At 68.4% G+C, this 17,047-nt stretch carries 20 protein-coding genes and 1 tRNA gene; 15 read left to right on the top strand and 6 right to left on the bottom strand.

Annotated elements, in window-relative coordinates:
- Positions 1 to 147: 147 nt before the first annotated feature.
- Complete coding sequence (locus tag KIK05_RS37310; RefSeq protein ID WP_214415586.1) at positions 148 to 576, bottom strand: NUDIX hydrolase; 429 nt, start codon at positions 574 to 576, stop codon at positions 148 to 150.
- A 74-nt stretch (positions 577 to 650) separates the two neighbouring features.
- Here KIK05_RS37310 and KIK05_RS37315 point away from each other — a divergent pair, with 74 nt between their 5' ends.
- The 12 genes from KIK05_RS37315 to KIK05_RS48470 all read left to right on the top strand — a co-directional run bounded on the left by KIK05_RS37315 (position 651) and on the right by KIK05_RS48470 (position 9,491).
- Positions 651 to 1,436 (top strand): GntR family transcriptional regulator, encoded by a 786-nt coding sequence (locus KIK05_RS37315; protein ID WP_214415587.1) that lies wholly within the window; start codon positions 651 to 653, stop codon positions 1,434 to 1,436.
- 285 nt (positions 1,437 to 1,721) lie between these two features.
- Entirely contained in the window at positions 1,722 to 2,039 is a 318-nt protein-coding gene (locus KIK05_RS37320; RefSeq protein ID WP_214415588.1) for a hypothetical protein, read from the top strand.
- Positions 2,036 to 2,392 carry a hypothetical protein gene (locus KIK05_RS37325; RefSeq protein ID WP_214415589.1) on the top strand — a complete coding sequence of 119 codons (357 nt, stop codon included), beginning with the start codon at positions 2,036 to 2,038 and terminating at the stop codon, positions 2,390 to 2,392. The genes KIK05_RS37320 and KIK05_RS37325 overlap by 4 nt, the downstream gene beginning before the upstream one ends.
- A gap of 348 nt (positions 2,393 to 2,740) precedes the next feature.
- Positions 2,741 to 3,472, top strand: a complete 732-nt coding sequence (locus KIK05_RS37330) for a GntR family transcriptional regulator (protein WP_214415590.1) — start codon at positions 2,741 to 2,743, stop codon at positions 3,470 to 3,472.
- Between the two features lie 111 nt (positions 3,473 to 3,583).
- Positions 3,584 to 3,997 (top strand): plasmid replication, integration and excision activator, encoded by a 414-nt coding sequence (locus KIK05_RS37335; RefSeq protein WP_214415591.1) that lies wholly within the window; start codon positions 3,584 to 3,586, stop codon positions 3,995 to 3,997.
- Positions 3,997 to 4,278, top strand: a complete 282-nt coding sequence (locus tag KIK05_RS37340; RefSeq protein WP_214415592.1) for a hypothetical protein — start codon at positions 3,997 to 3,999, stop codon at positions 4,276 to 4,278. The genes KIK05_RS37335 and KIK05_RS37340 overlap by 1 nt, the downstream gene beginning before the upstream one ends.
- On the top strand, positions 4,275 to 4,598 hold the full coding sequence (locus tag KIK05_RS37345) for a hypothetical protein (RefSeq protein WP_214415593.1): 324 nt from the start codon (positions 4,275 to 4,277) through the stop codon (positions 4,596 to 4,598). The genes KIK05_RS37340 and KIK05_RS37345 overlap by 4 nt, the downstream gene beginning before the upstream one ends.
- 73 nt (positions 4,599 to 4,671) lie before the next feature.
- Entirely contained in the window at positions 4,672 to 6,114 is a 1,443-nt protein-coding gene (locus tag KIK05_RS37350; protein ID WP_308250275.1) for an FtsK/SpoIIIE domain-containing protein, read from the top strand.
- Positions 6,111 to 6,266, top strand: coding sequence for a hypothetical protein (locus KIK05_RS37355; RefSeq protein ID WP_214415594.1), 156 nt, complete (start codon positions 6,111 to 6,113; stop codon positions 6,264 to 6,266). Before KIK05_RS37350 ends, KIK05_RS37355 begins: the two co-directional genes overlap by 4 nt.
- Positions 6,263 to 7,939, top strand: a complete 1,677-nt coding sequence (locus KIK05_RS37360; protein ID WP_214415595.1) for a replication initiator — start codon at positions 6,263 to 6,265, stop codon at positions 7,937 to 7,939. Before KIK05_RS37355 ends, KIK05_RS37360 begins: the two co-directional genes overlap by 4 nt.
- The gene (locus KIK05_RS37365) at positions 7,936 to 8,142 is read left to right on the top strand and encodes a helix-turn-helix domain-containing protein (RefSeq protein WP_214415596.1); all 207 of its coding nucleotides are present in this window, start codon (positions 7,936 to 7,938) and stop codon (positions 8,140 to 8,142) included. The genes KIK05_RS37360 and KIK05_RS37365 overlap by 4 nt, the downstream gene beginning before the upstream one ends.
- Entirely contained in the window at positions 8,142 to 9,491 is a 1,350-nt protein-coding gene (locus KIK05_RS48470) for a tyrosine-type recombinase/integrase (protein ID WP_214415597.1), read from the top strand. Before KIK05_RS37365 ends, KIK05_RS48470 begins: the two co-directional genes overlap by 1 nt.
- 96 nt (positions 9,492 to 9,587) lie before the next feature.
- Here KIK05_RS48470 and KIK05_RS37375 read toward each other — a convergent pair.
- Both KIK05_RS37375 and KIK05_RS37380 read right to left on the bottom strand, forming a co-directional pair.
- Positions 9,588 to 9,677: transfer RNA gene (locus KIK05_RS37375), tRNA-Ser, on the bottom strand.
- Between the two features lie 287 nt (positions 9,678 to 9,964).
- On the bottom strand, positions 9,965 to 10,528 hold the full coding sequence (locus KIK05_RS37380; protein WP_214415598.1) for a YceI family protein: 564 nt from the start codon (positions 10,526 to 10,528) through the stop codon (positions 9,965 to 9,967).
- 104 nt (positions 10,529 to 10,632) lie between these two features.
- Between KIK05_RS37380 and KIK05_RS37385 the strand changes: the two genes are divergently transcribed.
- Positions 10,633 to 11,127, top strand: coding sequence for a MarR family winged helix-turn-helix transcriptional regulator (locus tag KIK05_RS37385; protein ID WP_308250276.1), 495 nt, complete (start codon positions 10,633 to 10,635; stop codon positions 11,125 to 11,127).
- Here the strand turns inward: KIK05_RS37385 and KIK05_RS37390 are convergent.
- Complete coding sequence (locus tag KIK05_RS37390; RefSeq protein WP_214415600.1) at positions 11,108 to 12,703, bottom strand: long-chain fatty acid--CoA ligase; 1,596 nt, start codon at positions 12,701 to 12,703, stop codon at positions 11,108 to 11,110. The genes KIK05_RS37385 and KIK05_RS37390 overlap by 20 nt on opposite strands.
- A 69-nt stretch (positions 12,704 to 12,772) precedes the next feature.
- Complete coding sequence (locus KIK05_RS37395; RefSeq protein ID WP_214415601.1) at positions 12,773 to 13,297, bottom strand: SigE family RNA polymerase sigma factor; 525 nt, start codon at positions 13,295 to 13,297, stop codon at positions 12,773 to 12,775.
- A 291-nt stretch (positions 13,298 to 13,588) separates the two neighbouring features.
- On the opposite strand from KIK05_RS37395, the gene KIK05_RS37400 reads away from it, so the two are divergent.
- Both KIK05_RS37400 and KIK05_RS37405 read left to right on the top strand, forming a co-directional pair.
- Complete coding sequence (locus tag KIK05_RS37400) at positions 13,589 to 14,530, top strand: hypothetical protein (protein ID WP_214415602.1); 942 nt, start codon at positions 13,589 to 13,591, stop codon at positions 14,528 to 14,530.
- 2 nt (positions 14,531 to 14,532) lie between these two features.
- Positions 14,533 to 15,369: a MauE/DoxX family redox-associated membrane protein gene (locus KIK05_RS37405; RefSeq protein WP_372455645.1), complete on the top strand. Its 837-nt coding sequence runs from the start codon at positions 14,533 to 14,535 to the stop codon at positions 15,367 to 15,369.
- Between the two features lie 193 nt (positions 15,370 to 15,562).
- Here the strand turns inward: KIK05_RS37405 and KIK05_RS37410 are convergent, their stop codons facing one another.
- Entirely contained in the window at positions 15,563 to 16,744 is a 1,182-nt protein-coding gene (locus tag KIK05_RS37410; protein WP_214415604.1) for an ATP-binding protein, read from the bottom strand.
- Positions 16,745 to 17,047 lie beyond the last annotated feature (303 nt).

A 17,047-nucleotide genomic window follows, 5' to 3' on the forward strand; every position in this document is an offset into this window, starting at 1 on the left:
TCCCGCCGCCGGCCGGGACCGGCGTCCACGCCGCACGCCCGGCCGGGCGGAGCGGGCGGCGGGCCGTGCGGCGGCGCGGAGCGCCGTCGCCTTGATACCTAAAAGCACAATTCGGCAAGATTCCCGATGCTCGTCCGGGCGGCTGGTTCAGAGCAGGTGGGTGCCGTCGTGGTGGCGGATGGCCGGCGTGTGGTCGTCGCGCATGGCGTCCAGGACGCGGACGGCGAAGGCTTCGGATGCGAGGGTGCGGACCTCGTCTGCGGTGACCCAGCGGTATGAGCGGGTCTCGTCGGTTTCGGTGAGGTGGCCGCCGATGACTTTGCAGCGGAAGACCAGGGCGACGATGCCTCGGGTCATGTTCTTGTAGACGCCGGTGAGGGTGACGGGTTCGACGTCGAGGCCGGTTTCCTCGCGGACTTCGCGGAGTAGGCCGGTGATGATGTCCTCGTCGCGTTCGAGTATGCCGCCTGGGGCTTCCCAGTGGCCGTTGTCGCGGCGTTGGGTGAGCAGGGCGCGGCCTTGGTCGTCGATGATCACGCCTGCCACGCTGACAGAGTGCGTGTTCTGGTGATCCATCGGGATTACCTCCGGCCGTTCGGGTCGCTATCCTCGACCGTAGTACACGTATGTACAAGTTGAGGAGTCGGGTCATGGCCGAGCTGCCGTTGCCGGATCTGGACCCGACCAGCGATCGGGCGGTCTTCCGTCAGATCGCCGATCACATCCGCGATGCGATCGAGCAAGGCACCTTGGCCGAGGGTGAGAAGGTGCCCTCGGAAGCTCAGCTCATGCAACACTACGGCGTCGCGAGGATGACCATCCGCAACGCTCTCCAGGTCCTTCAAGGTGAAGGGCTGACGGTCGCTGAGCATGGGCGCGGTGTCTTCGTCCGCTCACATCCTCCGGTCCGGCGGCTGGCTTCGGACCGGTTCGCGCGTCGTCACCGTGAGCAGGGTAAGGCCGCTTTCATCGCCGAGACGGAAGGGGCCGGCGGGAAGCCGACCGTGGACTCGATAAAGATCACGGAGGAGGCGCCTCCGGCGAACGTGGCGGCGCTTCTTCGGCTGAGTGAAGGTGATCAGGTGATCCGCCGTTCTCGCCGGTACCTGATCAACGGTCAGCCGGTAGAGACGGCGGTCTCCTATATCCCGGCGGAGATCGCTCGCGGTACGCGGATCGCTGAGGCGGACAGCGGGCCGGGTGGCATCTATGCCCGCATAGAGGAGTTGGGGTACCGGCTGGATCACTTCGTGGAGGAGATCAAGTCGCGTATGCCGCTGCGGGAGGAGATGCGGGCGCTCAAGCTCGCCCCTGGTGTCCCGGTGTTTCACCTGGTCAGAACCGCGTACACGACGGCTGGCAAGCCGGTCGAGGTCTGCGACACGGTGATGTCGAGTGACGCCTACGTGCTGTCGTACGAACTGCCTGCCCGGTAGGGCTTGACGAACTCCTCTAGAGGAGTCATAAATGACTGAGCAAAGCACTCCTCTAGGCGAGTAGACGCCTAAGTGAGAGCGGGTCATTGCATCCTCCAACCGGGCGGAGTCGAGCCTCATGCCACCTGACCTGTGCACGTCCTGTGAAGGGCGCGGATGGAAGTACGTAAGCCCTCGGCGCGGGCTGCTCGCCGTGCCCGGTGGTAGCGCTTCCGCTCGTCGTGTTCGGGAGCCGTGCTCCACGTGCTGGCGCGGCGGGTCGTCGGTGGTTGAGGAGTCGGCAACGTGAAGAGCTGGCGGCGCATGATGAGTGCGGGCGGGGGACGGTCGGGCCAGCGGACATGTGGGCGTCACAGCGCGGGCTACCGTCCGATGGCCGTGACCGGGCGGGTCTTCGATGCCGTCTCGGCTGCGCAGGCCGTGCAGCTCGATCAGCTCGAACCGGGTTGGCTGGTCTGGTACGGCCAGTACAGTCGTCGATTCTTTGCCATTTGCCTGACGGGTCTGGCCGTGCCTGCTCGCGTTGAGGCGTGCTCCCCGCATCAACTGCGGCAGGGCATGCGTGAGGCGGAGGCTTCGGCCCGGGTGGCGGTGGCGTCGTGATGCCGATCCAGGGACTCAGTCGTAAGCAGGTCAAGTCCCAGCTTGAAGCGCTGGCCGGGCTGCGCGAGATCCTTATCGACCATGGGGTGCGCTGTCTGATCGTGGAGCCGATCCGTCTGACCGTGGCGCCTCGGTGGTGGACGGTCGACTACCAGGCGCCGTACATGGAGGTCCGTGACGGGGAGGGGCTCCGCGCCACCGTTTCTGTCGTGGAGCGCATGGGCCGTAGGTCGCGTTTCTCTGTGATCCGGCCCGGTGACGATCCGGCCGAGTTGAGCGACATCCAGGACACCAAGGCGGTGGCTGAACGCATCCTCTCGCGTGCCACGGACGGTGAGCATGGGGCGCACTGAGCCGGTGAGCCTCGGTGCGCTGACGGCCAAGTACGGCCGACACTGGGAGATCATGGATTCAGCCGGGGGTGGGTGGATCGCCGTACGGCGTCACGGTGTGTCGAAGAGAGCACTTGATCGCGGACTGTCGAACGTCCGATGCGCCGACACGCTCGAAGAACTGGGGCAGCACTTGCTCTGCGAAGCGCAGATCGAGCAACGGGCTGCCGTCTTTCCGGGTGCTGCTCCCGCCGAGGCTCCTGCGTGAGCACGTAGATCCAACCCGTAGCAACACAAGGTCACGCCCAGCTTTCCTGGCTGGGCGTTGCTGTCTATGCTGACGACAAGTCGAGTAGTTGGGTTCTTGTAATGTCGGATGAGCAGTACGCGCCTCCCAAGTATGCCCAGATCGTGACCGCGATCCGGCGCAAGATCGCAGATGGGACATACCCGCCCGGCTCGCAGTTGCCGTCCGAGACCCAACTGGTTCGGGAATTCGCGGTCAGTCGCCCGACCGTTGTACGGGCGCTCCAGGTCTTGCAGCTTCGCGGGATCATCGAGCGTGAGCACGGCCGCGGCTCCTACGTGAAGCAGGCCCCGCCTGTCTCGGAAGAGGACACCTCTCGGCCCGGCCGCGCCGTTCTGGATCGAATCGAGGGCAGCGCGGGCGGCGCGATCCTTCACGCTGGCACGCAACCGGCGCCGGCGAACGTAGCGGCAGTGCTGTCCCTCCCGGAAGGCACACCCGTCATGATGCGTCGCGTACTGCTCAGCGAGGCGGACGAGCCCTGCGAACTGGTCACCTTCTGGTGTCCGATCGAACTCGCCGAAGGGACCGACCTGGGCAGGAAAGAGCCGTTGCCCATCAGCGTCCGGCAGCACTTGCAGAGCATCAAGGGGCTACGCCTTGATCACGTCCTGGAGCGCCTTGCGGCACGTCACCCTCTGCCCCACGAGATCGAGGTGTTCGGGCTGAGCAAGACGGCTGCTGTTCTCGGCGTCCTTGCTCGCGTCTTCGACACGGCGGGCCGGGTCGCTCTCGTCATTGACATCGCGCTTCCCGGCACCCTTCACGAGTTGGAGGACGCCTACTCACTTTGATGTGACGCACGTCACACACATAGACGGAAACTCGTATTGTCGAGTGAGCGTTGACGGAGTTACATTCGATCTCGACAATACGAGTTGTCGACAGAGCGACAGGAGTATGCAATGTCAATCCCTCGCGCGTTCCGCGTGGACTTCGGCGAGATGTTCCCGCACGGCTGCTACATGGTGGGTGAGGTCGAGCAGGTCAAGGACTTCGAGGCGTCGACGGCGAGTAAGCCGGTGTGGGCACGGGACAAGGACACCGGTGACTTCATCTGGCAGGTCACGGTCGTGGACTGCGACCCCGAGGCCCGCGAGAAGATGGTGAAGATCAAGGTCAGCTCGGCGGTTCAGCCGGTCCCCCCGGCACCGCTCCAGGGCCTGCCGTTCATCCCGGTCGAGTTCGACGGTCTCACCGTCACGCCGTGGCTGAACGGGCAGCGGATCGCCTACTCGGTTCGGGCGCGGGACATGCGTGCTCCTCGGGCCGGCGCTTCGGTCTCCAAGCCCGCCGCGAGTGCCAAGGACGCGGCGTGATGGGCGGGCGAGTCAACGGATCCTGGCAGACCACCGCGTTGCACGTGGACGGGCGGGGCCGGTCGGCATGCTTCGTCTACCCGCACCGCACACCGATCTTCGAGGTGTCGGCCGGTAACTCGATCGTCAAGGTCACCTTGCACGCCAACCGGATCGACTACGCCTCGCTGCTGTTCGCCCGCGAGCTGGCCGAGCAGGCGCGGGCCTTCACCGAGGAGGTCGAGCGGCTGCACCACATCCAGATCACCCGTCAGTCCAGGCGAGAGGAGAGCATGGCGTGAGCGGCTACAGCTACACCACCATCACGATGGTGCCGGGGGAATCGCCTCGGGTCGGGATGCACCTCTATCCCGACGAGACCGCCACGGTTCGCTACTTCCCGCCACGGGACACCCCGGCGGCCTTCATCGGCATCGACTTCGCCGACTCACAGGTCAACATCGGCTTGACCCGCGACACGAGCGTGACCGACGCCCAGGTGAAGTTCGCCCGCGAGCTGTTCAACGCTGCGGCGGCCTTCCTGGCCGACTGCGAGCGGCTGCGCGACGAACACGCCGCCGGCGATTCCTCCGAGCAGGTCGAGCCCGGCAAGGCTGCCTGACCGGATTTCGAGCGGGGCCGCTGGAGGCGGCAACTTCCGGCGGCCCCCGGATCTCTCCCCTACACCGCATGTGATGAGAAGAGGCGTTCAGTTTATGCTGCGCAAACTCCCCGGGGACTACACCCGCGACATCGTCTCCACCGTCCCCAACTCCCTCGTCTTCCGGCCGGTCGTGGTCAACACCCCGGCCATCTTCACGATCTGCTCGATGCTGTTCCGCACGGTCGTGGGCCTGGTCCGGATGGTGTGGCGTCACCCGATCGCCTGCCTGACCGTCGCCGCCCCGGTCGCCCTGGCCGTGACCCTCGGCTGGCGTATCCCCCTGGTGCTCGTCGTCGCCACCGTCTCGGCGCTAGTCGGGTGGCGGCTGACCGATCCGTGGTCCTTCAACGTCTGCGTCGGGTTACGGCTGCGCGCCTGGTGGCGGTGGATGTGGAACTACCGGCGCCACTGGCAACCGGTCATGGTCGTATCCGGGCTGGCCAAACACCTCGGCGGCCGGGAGTACCTGCCCCGCCTGCTCAAGGTGACCTGTACGGCGACCGCTGATGTGGTGCGGGTCAAGATGCTGTCCGGTCAGTCGGTCGCCGAGTGGCAGGATCGGGCCGACAACCTCGCCCATGGCTTCGGCGGGATCGAATGCCGGGTGCAGCTCGACAAGCCCGGCCGCGTGACCCTGCTCTTTCCTCGGCGGGATCTGCTCGCCACGCCGATATCGGCCTTGCCCGTGTGGGGCGATGTCCGCGTGTCGGAGGTGCCGATCGGACTGCGCGAGGACGGCACGCCGTATCGGCTCAAGCTGCACGGCACTCATGTGCTGGTGGCCGGCGCGACCGGCTCCGGCAAAGGCTCGTGGCTGTGGTCGGCAATCCGCGGCTTACTCCCCGCCAAGCGGGCGCGGCTGGTGGAGATCTGGGCGCTGGATCCCAAGCTCATGGAACTGTCCTACGGGCATGAGCTGTTCAACCGGTACGCCGCCACTCCAGAGGCGTGCGCCGAGCTGCTCGAAGCGGCCGTAAAGGTCATGCAGGAGCGGGCAGGCCGGTTCGCGGGCGTGCAGCGCAACCACCTCCCAACGATCGAGGACCCGTTCATCCTGATCGTCGTGGATGAGGTGGCGTTCCTGACCGCCTACCAGACCGACCGCAAGCTGAAAGAACGCATCACGGCCGCACTCGCCACGCTCACCACCCAAGGCCGGGCGGTCGGCGTCGGGGTCCTGGCGGCGCTTCAGGACCCCCGCAAAGAGGTCCTGAGCATCCGCAACCTGTTCCCCGACAAGATCGCGCTTCGGCTGGATGAGTCGCCTCAGGTGGATCTCGTGCTCGGCGACGGGGCACGTGATCGGGGCGCGTTAGCGGATCAGATCTCCTCGGACCCGGCAACGGGCGCGGGAGTGGGCTACGTGCGGCTGGAAGCCTCCCCCGAACCGGTGCGCGTCCGGGCCGCCTACGTCTCCGACACAGACATCCGCGCCATGGTCGCCGAGTACGCCGAGGCCGGTGATGCCCGATGAGCCTGGTTCACCTGCTCGACGGCCTGCGCTGCGAGGTATGCCGGTGCCTGGACGTGCTGTGGCTGGATCCGGTGCGAGGCCTGGTCGAGTGCCGCGAATGCCACCAGATCGCCCTCACCCTCCCGGCCGTCGACCGGGGTGAGGCCGCGTGACCAACCCCAACGACCGCAACATCCCCCGCGCCGTCCGAGCAGCCATGCCCCTGGCCATGGAGGTGATCGAGGAGGCGTGCAAGGCCAACGGGGTCTGTCTGCGCCCGGTGGTGCTCAAGCGCATCGACACCGCCACCGGCAAGGCCGAATACGTCAACGTCCCCTGCGGCGCCACCCTCGAAGCCAAGTGCGAACCGTGCGCCAAGCGAGCCGTGCAGCTCCGCAAGGCCCAAGCCCGCGAGGGCTGGCACCTGGAAGCCGAACCGGTCGCCGAACGCGACGCCCCGACCGAACGTCAGCTCTGGCTCGTCGAAGAACGCGCCGACGCCGAAGAACTCCGGGAGTTAGCCGAACAGGCCGGCGGAGACCTCGCCGTCTGGGACGAGGTCATCACCACCCTGGAGAGCGAGCTCGCCGACTCCGGAGTGCGGGGCAGCGTCCTGCCTGGCGAGAGCAAGCCCCGCCGGGTCCGCTCGACCCGTCGCCGACAGGACGCCCCGGATCTGCCCAAGCGGCAGCGGGAGAACCGCACCGTTGGACGCACCTACACCGCCCCCGACGGCAGGGTCTACCGACCATCGCTGTTCATCACCCTCACCTGCGACACCTACGGCAAGGTCCGCCACGACGGCACCCCCGTCGACCCCTCGACCTACGACTACGTTCGCGCCGCCCGCGACGCGATCCACTTCCCCAAGCTGGTCGACCGGTTCGTGCAGAACCTCCGCCGCGTCGCCGGATACGACGTGCAGTACTTCGCCACGGTCGAACCCCAAAAGCGGCTGGCTCCGCATCTCCACATGGCAGTCCGCGGCACCATCCCGAAAGCCGACGTGCGGGCGGTGGCAGCCGCGACCTATCACCAAGTGTGGTGGCCACCATGTGACGAGGTCCGGTTCGAGGGCGAACACCTGCCCGTGTGGGCCGGCGACGAGAACGCCGACGAGCGGGAGGACGGGCAGGCCGGCGACTACCTTGACCCCGAAACCGGCGAAGTCCTGCCCACCTGGGAACAAGCCCTCGACCTGCTCGACGCCGACCAGGACGCCGAACCGCTGCACGTGGTCCGCCTCGGCCCCCAGATCGACATCCAGGGCGTGTTCGCCGGTTCGGCCGGGGCCGACAAGGGGCTGTACTACCTGACCAAGTACCTCACCAAGTCCCTGTCGGACTGCTACCAGGCCACCAGCGACGCCCAGCGGGCGCACCTGGAACGGCTCATGACCGTGCTCCGCTACGAGCCCTGCGCGCCGACGTGCCCGAACTGGCTGCGCTACGGCATCCAGCCCAAAGGCGCCAAACCCGGCATGCGGCCCGGATCCTGCCGGGGCAAGGCACACAAGCCCGAACACCTCGGCTACGCCGGACGCCGCGTCCTGGTCTCCCGCAAGTGGTCGGGCAAGACCCTCGCCGAACACAAGCAGGACCGACGCGCCTGGGTCCTGGAACAGCTCGGCCTCTCGGCAACCGACGACCCGGCCGAACCCGTCGACCCGTACCGGTACATCTGGCGACCGGTCACCTCGGCCGATCGCGGCGTGCCCCCTCGCGCGAAACGGCTCCTGGATGAGCTGGCCAAACGCCACCAATGGCGGGCGGCGCTCAAACAAGCCCAAGCCAGAGCAGACGGACACCCCAACGCAGATCTTTCGGCAGTGCAGGAGGCGGCGTGAGCGTGGAAAAGCTGTTCTACCGTCCCAACGAGGCGGCCATCGCCCTCGGCATCAGCCGTACAGCCGTCTTCCGGCTGATCAAGACCGGTGAGCTTCAGTCGATCAAGCGGGAAGGGTACCGCCTGCTCCCTGCCTGGGCGCTTCGCGACTACGCCCGTGCCCTGGAGGCTGAAGCCGGTCTTACACACCGTGAGGTGGCCTGATGGGAGCGCGTAAGCCTAACGGCCGGTCATCCATCTATCTCGGCAATGACGGCTACTGGCACGGCTGGGTCGTGGTCGGCACCAAGCCGGACGGCTCCCCCGATCGCCGGCACCGAATGGCCAAGACAGAAGCCGAGGTGACGCGCAAGGTTCGAGAACTGGAGGGCAAGCGGGAAACGGGGCACGTCAGCAAGCCCGGCCGGGTTCCCACCGTCGCCGAGTGGATGGCCGAATATCTCGACGTCATCTGCGAGCGCCTCGTGACCTCCGGCAAGCTGGCTCCCCGCACCCTGGAGGACTACCGCTCCAAGACGCGGCACTGGGTCATCCCCCTGCTCGGCCGTCACCGCCTCGACAAGCTCGCGCCTGAGCACCTGGACCAGGCGTACGCGTCGATGATCGAACAGGGTCTGTCCTCAAGCACGGTGCTCAAGATCCATCGGATCCTGTCGCGAGCACTGAAGATCGCCGTACGTCGGAGAAAGATCACCACGAACGTGGCGACGCTGATCGACGCACCGGTGGCGAACGATCCCGACATCGAACCGCTGAGCCGCGAGGAGGCGCGGAGAATTCTGGAGGCCGCGAAAACTCGGCGTAACGGAGCACGGTGGTCGGTCGCCCTCTCGCTAGGCATCCGCCAGGGCGAAGCGCTCGGGCTGCGGTGGTCCTTCTTGGACCTCGACACCGGAGTGATCAAGGCTTGGTATCAGGTCCAGCGTCGTCCCTGGGAGCACGGCTGCGACGATCCCCACACCTGCGGCAAGGAGTGGCATCGCTGGCCCTGTAAGAAGCGCTGCGGCGAGCACAAGCACCGCAAGGACTGCCCGGAGGGGTGCAAGGCGCGGGGACACCTCTGCCCGACCCGTACATGCCCGAAGGACTGCACCGGTCACGCGGAGCGCTGCCCACAACGGCATGGGGGCGGCCTCGTCTTTCGGCAGCGGAAGGGTAAGAGCCGGCTGACCCTCCAGTGCCCGCCGGAACTGCTGCCCATCCTGCGGGCTCACGGCGAGTGGCAGGCGGGCGAGCGAGAGAAGGCGGGTGACCTTTGGGAGGATCATGACCTCGTCTTCGCGACGCAGCGGGGGAGACCCATGGAGCGGAGCGAGGACTACAAGGTGTGGAAATCCATCCTCAAGGCGGCCGGTGTCCGTGATGCTCGGCTCCACGACGCCCGGCACACCGCCGCTACGCTCCTCTTGGAACAGGGTGTGCACATCCGCGTCGTCCAAGAGATCCTCGGGCACGCGCGGGTCACCACGACCGAGCGGTACACCCACGTGGCCGGCGCCCTGATGCGGGACGCGAGTGAGCGTATGGGGTCGGCTCTCTGGGGCGATGGATAGCCCTCGGCGAGCAACTGCAACTAGAACTGCAACTACGGCCCTCCAGAGGCACCAGAAAGGCCCTCCCCCGAAACTCGGGAGAGGGCCTCTGAAGTGCGGAGGCTCGGGGATTTGAACCCCGGATGGGCTGTAGACCCAAACCGCATTAGCAGTGCGGCGCCATAGACCTGACTAGGCGAAGCCTCCTGGTAGCCATGATCGGCTTGGTGGTAGCCCGACTGGCTCAGCACAGAGTACCGGCCTTGATGCTGGGCGGCAAAGTGGATTGGGCGTGGCGATCCAAGACATCGGCGGAAGGTCGCGGATCCCCTGGCTGGAAGGGCTTCGCCCACCAGGTGGGAGAGGTTTCCCACACCCTGTGTCCACAGGCTGTGGACACAGGGTGTGGGCGGCCCGGCCGCCGCAGGCGGGGTTCGCCCGCCGGGTACGGCGGATGCGCGGCCGCCCTTCGGCATGCTGCGCATGGCCCCCGGTCAGGCGCGGCGGGTGGCCTCGCCCTCGATCTCGATCTTGATCTTCTTGCCGACCAGGACGCCGCCGGTCTCCAGGGCGACGTTCCAGGTCAGGCCGAACTCCTCGCGATCGATCTCCGTCTCGATGGAATAGCCGAAGAGCTCCGCGCCCCACGGGTTGGTGCCGGCGCCGCCGTACTCGACCTTGAGGGTGACCTCCTTGGTGACGTCACGGATGGTGAGGTCGCCCAGGACCACGAGCTCGTCGCCGGAGTGGCTGACGACCTTGGTGCTGCGGAAGGTGATCTCCGGGAACTTCTCGGCGGAGAGGAAGTCGTCGCCCTTCAGGTGGTTGTCACGGTCGAGGTTGCCGGTCTCGATGCTCGCGGTCTTGATCGTGACCTCGGCGGACGACTCGAGGGGGTTCTCGGCGATGGTGACGCTTCCCGAGAAGTCGCCGAAGTAGCCGCGGACCTTGCTCACCATCATGTGCTTGGCGACGAACCCGATGCGGGTGTGCGCGACATCCAGGTCGAAGGTGCCGGTGGTCGGGATCGTCAGACCTTCCCAGGTGCGAGTGCTCATTTCCATCTCCGTGACTGAGGTAGTTGCCGTGCGGATGTTCGCTGCAACAGATGTCTACCTGAGGAATATTCCACTCGTCAACTAACGTCATCTAGACTGTGAACGTGATCCCAACCGACGACCCCAGGCTCACCGCGATGGGCCTGCTCGCCGAGGTCTACACCGGCCTTTCGGGCAAGATGAGCGCCGCCTTCGCCCAGTCCGGGTTGTCCGAAATCGACTTCGAGACCCTGATCCGCCTCGGCCGGTCCCCCCGCCGTGCCCTGCGCATGAGCGACCTCGCCGCCCAGACCTCGCTGTCCACCAGCGGTGTGACGCGTGTCGTCGACCGGCTGGAGCGCGAGGGACTGGTGGAGCGCATCGCCTGTGCCAGCGACCGCCGCGCGTCCTACGCCACGCTCACCGATGCCGGCATGGCGCGGCTGGAGGCCGTGCTGCCGAAGCACCTGGAGGACATCGAGGAGTGGTTCACGGGCCTGCTCACCTCCGAGCAGCTCGAGACGCTGCTGGACACCTTGCGGCTCATCCGCGACGTCGTACGGCCCTGCGCGACCGCGGGCGCTTCCGTGCCCGGGGAGGTCACCCCTCGACGACCGTGAGCTCGCCCCGGGCGTGCATCTCGCGCAGCGCCCGTTTGGCGAACTTCCCCACGCTCGTCTTCGGCACCGCCTCGACGAACGCCCAGCGCTCGGGCACCTGCCAACGCGCCACCTTGCCCGACAGGAACTCCCGGAGCTCCCCCACCCCGGCATCGCCGTCAAGCACCACGCACGCCAGCGGACGCTCGCCCCAGCGTTCGTCCGGCACCCCGATGACCGCCGCCTCCACCACGGCGGGGTGGCCCATCAGCGCGTTCTCCAGCTCCACAGACGAGATCCACTCACCGCCCGACTTGATGACGTCCTTGGCGCGGTCGGTCAGCGTCACATAGCCGCGCGGGTCGAGCCGTCCCACGTCCCCCGTGCGCAGCCAGCCGTCGTGGAACCGCGAGCCGTCCTCGTCCCGGTGGTACGACGCGGTGACCCAGGGCCCGCGCACCTCTAGCTCGCCCACTGCGACGCCGTCCGAGGGAAGCAGGGCGTCACCGATCCCGGCGAGCCGGCCCTCCACCCCCGCCAGCAGCCGGCCCTGGGTGACCCGCAGGTCCCAGGAGTCGCCGTGCGCCACGGTCGCGAGCGGTGAGGTCTCCGTCATTCCCCACGCCTGCACGACCCGGACGCCGAACTCCGTCTCCAGGGCGCGCATCAGCGACTCCGGTACGGCGGAGCCGCCGCACGGCACGAGCCGCAGCGAGGACAGGTCGCTTCCGTGCCGGCGGGCGTGACGCAGCAGGTCGCCCCAGATCGTGGGCACGGCGCCGGCGACGGTCGGCCGTTCCTCGGCGATGATCCGGGCGAGATGCTCGGCCTGGAGGAACCGGCCGGGCATGGTCAGCGACGCCCCGGCCATCAGCGCGGCGTACGGCAGGCCCCAGGCGTTGGCGTGGAACATCGGCACGACGGGCAGCACGCGATCGTCCGCCGACAGGCCCATGGCGTTCGCCGTGCACACGCTCATCGAGTGGAGGTAGGTCGACCGGTGGCTGTACACCACGCCCTTCGGGTTCCCGGTCGTTCCGCTGGTGTAGCACATCGAGGCGGCGGCGCGTTCGTCCAGCTCGGGCCACTCGAAGCCGTCGGGCGCCCCGTCGAGCAGAGTGCGGTAGTCGTGCACGTCCTTGCCCGCCGGGGCCAGCGGCGCGGTGTCGGCCTCACCGGCCACGATGACGTGCCGCACGGTCTTCATCTCCGGCAGGATCGGTGCGAGCAGCGGGACCAGGGAGGCGTCGACGATCACCACGTCGTCCTCGGCGTGACAGGCGATGTAGGCGATCTGCTCGGGGAAGAGCCTGATGTTCAGCGTGTGCAGCACCGCTCCCATGGAGGGGACGGCGAGGTACGCCGTGAGGTGCTCGGTGGTGTTCCAGCAGAAGGTGGCGACCCTCTGGTCGGCGTCCACGCCCAGCCCGCGCAGGGCGCCGGCCAGGCGTGCCGCCTCCCGCGCCAGCTGGTGGTACGACAGCCGGCGGTAGCCGTCCCCGGTGTAGGTGACGACCTCGCGGTCACCGAAGACGCCGGCGGCATGGCGCATGATCGAGGTGATCGTGAGGGGGAAATCGGGCATGGTGCTGCGCATCAGTACCACCTCCGGCTTCCGAGTCTGATCCGGCGCCCGGCCGGCGACAAGGTTCGGCCCGCGGAGGCGTCACAAGGGGGCCTGTACGGGAATCTCCGGCTGCCTGGGCTCGACGACCACCAGATCACCCCGGAGCTTCGCCATCGCCCGCGAGACCGTGCTCTTGACGGTGCCGATGCTGATCCCGAGCGCTCTGGCGATCTCGAGCTCGCTCATGTCCTCGTAGTAGCGCAGGACGATCGCCATGCGCTGCCGGGTGGGCAGCCGGTTGATGGCCTCTTCCAGCAGTTCGTGGATCTCCGAGGCGCTCGGGCCGTCCCGGACCGGGGTCTCCGGGAGTTCCTCCGAGGGGTACTCCTCCAGCTTCCGCCGCCGCCACCAGGAGATGTTGATGTTGACCATGGCCCGGCGCACGTACCCGTCGAGGGAGGCCCGGTCGTTGATGCGGTCCCAGGCGAGATACGTCTTGGCCAGGGCGGCCTGGAGGAGGTCTTCGGCGTCCGCGGGCTGGCCCGTCAGCTGGTAGGCCACGCGCAACAGTGCGGGACCGCGGGCGACGACGTACTCGCGGAACTCCTCGTCTTTACCGCTCATGCGATCACCGGTGCCGTGACGAAGGGCCATGATTCGTTCGGATCTCGAGGTCAGAATCGCAGCCGGACCGCATAAAGCGGCTGAACCTTCATCCAGGTTTCGCTCCGCCAACGGCAAAGATCGTTACAGTCGGGTGGCACGTGGAGGCGGCGACTACTTCATCCGGGAGTGGGTAATTTGCTACCCGCACCGGCGCGGGAGGAATTCTTCGTCCCGTCCGGGGCGCTTGTCATCGGCGAACCATGTGACGCTGTCACCGAGCAGTTCTCAGGGCGGCGACCAGGAGGGCCGATGAGAGTGGAGCGTCGCCATGCGCTGGCGTCCGCCGTGCTCGGCCGGAGCACCGTGCCACCGCAGGCGGAGGCGGAGCAACCCCCGCCGTTGACCGGCATCATGGGCGAGATCGTCGACGTCAGCCCGCATCTGATCATCGTGGAGAACAGCGACGGCGTCGAGGAGCGTCTGGTCATCGCGCCGTGGGCGACCGCGTGGCACGGCAGGCCGGTCGCCCCGGCCGACCTGCCCACCGGCGCCCGCGTGGTCGTCCGCGCCCGGCAGTCCGGCCGCGTGGCCGAGCGCGTCTGGGGGGACATCACCCGCGTCACCGGCGTGATCGTCTCCCTCGGCGGGGAACGCAGGGACCGCACGATCGAGCTCGACTGCGGCCCGCACCGGGGCAGGCGCACCGTGGTGATCCCGTACGCCGCCTCCGGCCGCATCAGCGTGCGCTACCCCAAGCTGGAGCCGGGCTACCTCTTCGACGCCATCGGCACCCGAGTGGACGGGGTGACGTTCGCCCAGCTCCCCGCGACCTCGCAGCCCGCCTACCGTGCCACCGCCGTCCCGCCGCCCCCGCCCGCCTACAGCGGGGTGCAGTCCAGGATCTCCGGTACCGCCGTCTGGTCGGACGCCTTCGACGACGGCGAGGCGGGGGTGGCGTACCCGATGCTGGAGCGCGCCGACTCCGAGTGCGACGACGCGGGCGTCTCCTGCACCGGGCTTCCCTATCTCGCCCTCGGTTCGATGCTCCATGTCGGGAACGTGTGCGAGGGGCGGGCCGCGGTGCTGCCGATCGTCGCGTGCGGGTGCGTGGCCGGGCGGTTCTGCGACCGGTGCGTGGAGTGCGGGACCTCACCTCGGGGACGCGTCGCGGAGCTGTCCCCGGCCTCCTTCGTCGAGCTCGGCGGCGACCTCGTGAAGGGATGCTTCAACGCCCGCGTCGGATTGGGATGACCGTGAATCTTGAAGTGTTCGCCGCCGCCGCGCTCGGGCTGCTCGTGCTGCTCCTGGTGCTCGGGGGCGCGGCCAAGCTCGTGACGGCGGGCCGTGACGCCGAGCCCGGCGGCCTCTCGCGCCTCGGCCCGGCGGTGCTGGTGCCGGAGCACTGGCGCAGGTCCATGTTGATCCTTTGTGCCGCGGTCGAGTTCGTGCTCGCGCCCGGGCTGCTGTTCACCCGCCATCCGCTGTTCCGGTGGTGGACGGCGCTGTTCTTCGCCGTGGCGACCTACGTGCTGGTGGAGCTGCGCCGCCGGCGGCCGGACGCCGGGTGCGGCTGCTTCGGCGAGGCGAGCGGAACCCCGGTGGGCGTCCGCTCGATCGGCCGGGCCGTCGTGCTGGCGGGGATGGCGGCACTCGTGGCGTTCGTCCCGGTTTCCGGGGCGGATCTGCTCTCGGCGCCCCTGCCGGACCTGGCGCTCGCGCTCGCGGCCGGGCTGGTAGTGCTGGCCGTGCTGTCTCCGGAGCTGGAGGAGGCGGTCGCGCGCCTTAGGTACCGCGCGCCCTGCGAGCAGCGCCCCGCCTCGCCCGCCAAGGCGCTCGTCCGCCTGCGGTCCAGCGCCGAGTGGCGATCGCACGAGGCGCTGCTGACGTCCGGGGAGCCGTCGGACAGCTGGCGCGAGCTGTGCTGGCGGTTCTTCGTCTATCCCGGCCGCACGGCCTCGGGCGCGGAGGCCGACGTGGTCTTCGCGGTCCACCTCAGCGGACGGCGCCCGGCGGTGCGGGCCGCGGTGGTGGAGTCAGAGGACGCCGGAGGGATTCTCCAGGAATCTATCGGCGTATCGGCTGAACACTAGAAAGCGCTATACAACCCGAGCGAGCCCGGCGACCGGCCGGTCGGCCGTACGGCGGCGGGCGAGGTCGATCGCGGTGCCGGGCGGGCGAGCCCGGCCGCCCGGCACCGCGAATCCGACTCTCTACGGCTCTCTAGCTTCCCCTCTAGAAAGCCGTAGAGAGGTCAATGACGAGCGCGCCGCCGCGCGAGGGCTCCTACAGCGGCTGCGCTCGGAGGAACTTGCCGAAGTGCGGCACCGTGAAGGCGATCAGGCCGCGCTCGGCGCTGAAGATCAGGCCTTTCTTGATGAGGCTGTCGCGGGCGGGAGACAGGCTGGACGGCTTGCGCCCCAGAAGCTCGGCCACCTCGGCCGTGGGCACCGGCTCGTCCCCGACCGAGGCCATGGCGTGCATGTAGTCGCGCTCGGCGGGGGTGGCGCGCTCGTAGCGGCTGCCGAAGAACCCGACGGCGAGCTCCTCCTCGGCCTCGGGCGCGGCGACCCTGATGTCGTCGGCCGTGATGGGGCTCCTGGGCGCGACGTCCCAGGCGACCTTGCCGTAGGCCTGGACGAAATAGGGGTAACCGTCGGCGGCTTCGTAGAGGGCGTCGAGAGCCTCGGGGGTGAACTCGACCTGCTCGCGCTCGGCGGGGGCGATGAGCGCGAGGTCGGCCGCGTCGCGGTCGAGCCGGTCGATGCGGGCGTAGCGGAACAGGCGCTCGGAATAGCTCTTGCTGGCGCTCAGCACGCTGGGCAGGTGGGGCAGACCGGCCCCCACCACGATCAGCGGCCCGCCGCTCTGGGACAGCTCGTGGCAGGCGGCGCAGAGCGCGGAGATGTCGGGCGGCTGCACGTCCTGCATCTCGTCGATGAACAGGGCGACGCCGACGCCGAGGTCGGTGGCCACCGAGGCGGCGTCGACGAAGAGCTCGGTGAGGTCGATCTCGAGATCGCCGGAGTCGGCACGCCCCCGGCCGGCGGGGACGTCGATGGCAGGGGACCAGTGGGAGGTGCCCTTGGCGGCGGCCGGGTCGCGCATGGCGAACGCCTTGAGCACTCCGAGGAACTCCTCGATGCGCTCGGGCGCGCGATGCCGGGGCGCCAGCTCGCGGATCGCCATGTGGAGCGCGGCGGCGACCGGGCGGCGGATCGACTGCTCGGGACGAGCCTCGATCTTGCCCGTGCCCCAAAGCCGCTGCATGGCCATGGACTTGAAGGTGTTGAGCAGCACGGTCTTGCCGACACCGCGCAGCCCGGTGAGGACCATGCTCCGCTCGGGACGGCCACGGGCCACCCGCTCGAGCACGACCTCGAACTGCTGCAACTCGCGATCACGCCCGGCGAGCTCGGGAGGGCGCTGCCCCGCACCGGGGGCGTAGGGATTGCGCACGGGGTCCACGCTCTCGGACTGTATGACCGGATATAGCGGCCGTCCTAGATTTCCGTAGAAAGGTCTACGGCGTGTCGCCGACGGCCGGGGAGAGCGCGCCCTGCCGGCCGCCTGCCGCGCGGGTGCCGTGAGCGACGCCATTGGCACACCACCCCTCACCTGGACCCCTCGGACCGAACCCTTGTTCGATCAGACGCCCAAGACTGTAGCGCGCCCTCGAACATGTGCGCGAGGTCTTTCGAGTAAAAGCCGCGACAGAGATCCGGCACGCGGACGCCGCGGCGGCCCGTACCGAGCTACGTCACAATTTCG

This window comes from Sphaerisporangium fuscum, assembly GCF_018531465.1.
GTDB classification, from domain to species: Bacteria; Actinomycetota; Actinomycetes; order Streptosporangiales; family Streptosporangiaceae; genus Sphaerisporangium; species Sphaerisporangium fuscum.